The following is a 3,411-nucleotide window of genomic DNA, read 5'->3' on the forward strand; positions in this document are numbered from 1 at the left end:
AAGGGGAGCCTGGCGGTGACCTACTTTCACACGGGTAGTCCGCACTATCATCGGCGCTGCCTCGTTTCACGGTCCTGTTCGAGATGGGAAGGCGTGGGTCCAAGGCGCTATGGCCGCCAAGCAAAACTGGCTGATACACCGATCTCTCGATGCATCGAATTTCATGATCCGCTCCGCAGCTACGCCACAGAGCCAATCATCGATAGAAGAAGTAACCAAATCAATTGGGTTGATCGTCCGCAAACCCTGGCCTCAGGCCTCTTGGGTTATAGGATCAAGCCTCACGGGCAATTAGTATCAGTTAGCTTAACGCATTACTGCGCTTCCACACCTGACCTATCAACGTCCTGGTCTTGAACGACCCTTCAGGGGACTCGAAGTCCCAGGGAAGTCTCATCTTAAGGCAAGTTTCCCGCTTAGATGCTTTCAGCGGTTATCTCTTCCGAACTTAGCTACCCGGCGATACGACTGGCGTCATAACCGGTACACCAGAGGTTCGTCCACTCCGGTCCTCTCGTACTAGGAGCAGCCCCCTTCAAACTTCCAACGCCCACTGCAGATAGGGACCAAACTGTCTCACGACGTTTTAAACCCAGCTCACGTACCACTTTAAATGGCGAACAGCCATACCCTTGGGACCGGCTACAGCCCCAGGATGTGATGAGCCGACATCGAGGTGCCAAACTCCCCCGTCGATGTGAACTCTTGGGAGGAATCAGCCTGTTATCCCCGGCGTACCTTTTATCCGTTGAGCGATGGCCCTTCCATACAGAACCACCGGATCACTATGTCCTGCTTTCGCACCTGCTCGACTTGTCAGTCTCGCAGTTAAGCATCCTTATGCCATTGCACTATCAGTACGATTTCCGACCGTACCTAGGATACCTTCGAGCTCCTCCGTTACACTTTGGGAGGAGACCGCCCCAGTCAAACTGCCTACCATGCACGGTCCCCGATCCAGATAATGGACCTAGGTTAGAACCTCAAAGGGGTCAGGGTGGTATTTCAACGTCGGCTCCACAGAAACTAGCGTCCCTGCTTCAAAGCCTCCCACCTATCCTACACAAACCACTTCAAAGTCCAATGCAAAGCTACAGTAAAGGTGCACGGGGTCTTTCCGTCTAGCAGCGGGGAGATTGCATCTTCACAAACATTTCAACTTCGCTGAGTCTCGGGTGGAGACAGTGTGGCCATCGTTACGCCATTCGTGCGGGTCGGAACTTACCCGACAAGGAATTTCGCTACCTTAGGACCGTTATAGTTACGGCCGCCGTTTACCGGGGCTTCGATCAAGAGCTTGCACCCCATCAATTAACCTTCCGGCACCGGGCAGGCGTCACACCGTATACGTCCACTTTCGTGTTGGCACAGTGCTGTGTTTTTAATAAACAGTCGCAGCCACCTTTTCACTGCAACCCCATCGGCCTTCACCTGTACAGGCTACAACCTACCGGGGCACACCTTCTCCCGAAGTTACGGTGTCAATTTGCCGAGTTCCTTCACCCGAGTTCTCTCAAGCGCCTTAGAATTCTCATCCTACCCACCTGTGTCGGTTTGCGGTACGGTCTTTCTGTAACTGAAGCTTAGCGGCTTTTCCTGGAAGCAGAGCATCAACCACTTCGTCTGCAAGCAGACTCGTCATCACGCCTCAGCTTAGTCTCGCGGATTTGCCTACGAAACACGCCTACACGCTTAAACCGGGACTTCCAACACCCGGCTGGCCTAGCTTTCTCCGTCCCCACATCGCATTACAGAAAGGTACGGGAATATTAACCCGTTTCCCATCGACTACGCTTTTCAGCCTCGCCTTAGGGGCCGACTCACCCTGCGCCGATGAACGTTGCGCAGGAAACCTTGGGTTTTCGGCGACAGGGACTTTCACCCTGTTTATCGCTACTCATGTCAGCATTCGCACTTCCGATACCTCCAGCATGGTTCACACCACACCTTCGCAGGCCTACGGAACGCTCCTCTACCATATGCTTACGCATATCCCTAGCTTCGGTTCATAGTTTGAGCCCCGTTACATCTTCCGCGCAGGACGACTCGACCAGTGAGCTATTACGCTTTCTTTAAATGATGGCTGCTTCTAAGCCAACATCCTGGCTGTCTATGCCTTCCCACTTCGTTTTCCACTTAACTATGCATTTGGGACCTTAGCTGAGGGTCTGGGTTGTTTCCCTTTCGACACCGGACGTTAGCACCCGATGTCTGTCTCCCAAGCTCGCACTTGACGGTATTCTGAGTTTGCCATGGTTTGGTAAGTCGCGATGACCCCCTAGCCATAACAGTGCTTTACCCCCGTCAGTGATACTTGAGGCACTACCTAAATAGTTTTCGAGGAGAACCAGCTATTTCCAAGTTTGTTTAGCCTTTCACCCCTATCCACAGCTCATCCCCTAGTTTTGCAACACTAGTGGGTTCGGTCCTCCAGTGGGTGTTACCCCACCTTCAACCTGGCCATGGATAGATCACTTGGTTTCGGGTCTACACCCAGCAACTGAACGCCCTATTCGGACTCGCTTTCGCTACGCCTCCCCTACTCGGTTAAGCTTGCTACTGAATGTAAGTCGCTGACCCATTATACAAAAGGTACGCAGTCACCCCACGAAGAGGCTCCCACTGTTTGTATGCATCCGGTTTCAGGTTCTATTTCACTCCGCTCCCGCGGTTCTTTTCGCCTTTCCCTCACGGTACTGGTTCACTATCGGTCGATGATGAGTATTTAGCCTTGGAGGATGGTCCCCCCATCTTCAGACAGGATTTCTCGTGTCCCGCCCTACTTGTCGTACGCTTAGTACCACCGATTGCTTTTCATATACGGGGCTATCACCCACTATGGCCGGACTTTCCATTCCGTTCTATTAAACAATCGACTATCACGTACAGGCTCTTCCGCGTTCGCTCGCCACTACTTACGGAATCTCGGTTGATTTCTTTTCCTTCAGCTACTTAGATGTTTCAGTTCGCTGAGTTCGCTTCCTCAGACCTATGTATTCAGTCTGGGATACCCTTGCGGGTGGGTTTCCCCATTCGGACATCTCCGGATCAAAGCTTAATTGCCAGCTCCCCGAAGCTTTTCGCAGGCTTACACGTCCTTCATCGCCTATCATCGCCAAGGCATCCACCAGATGCACTTATTCGCTTGACCCTATAACCGAAGAAGCCTGAGTCCTGTTCTTCCTTGCGGTCGACCAGTCTCGGTTTCTGATTACAGGTGTTTGCGTTATCGTCCACCAGCGCTGACTGTGCTGGCTTTCGATCGATACAATCAACCCAATTTACTTCCAACCCGTTCGATAGCATTGCTGCTACCCAGCGGGTCAGGTCATTGGTTACTTCTTCCATCTTGTTAAAGAGCAAAGTACCTTATGGCTAAGAAGCCAAACAGCAATAAACCATCCACCCCTT

Annotated in this window: 2 rRNA genes; both read right to left on the minus strand. The window is 52.1% G+C overall.

What is annotated here, in order from left to right:
* Positions 1 to 7 precede the first annotated feature (7 nt).
* A 5S ribosomal RNA gene (gene rrf, locus QWZ03_RS13235) occupies positions 8 to 121 on the minus strand.
* A 149-nt stretch (positions 122 to 270) separates the two neighbouring features.
* Positions 271 to 3,151: ribosomal RNA gene (locus QWZ03_RS13240) — 23S ribosomal RNA — on the minus strand.
* Between the last annotated feature and the right edge of the window lie 260 nt (positions 3,152 to 3,411).

The sequence above is a fragment of the Chitinimonas viridis genome, assembly GCF_030409555.1.
In the GTDB taxonomy this organism is placed as follows: Bacteria; Pseudomonadota; Gammaproteobacteria; order Burkholderiales; family Chitinimonadaceae; genus Chitinimonas; species Chitinimonas viridis.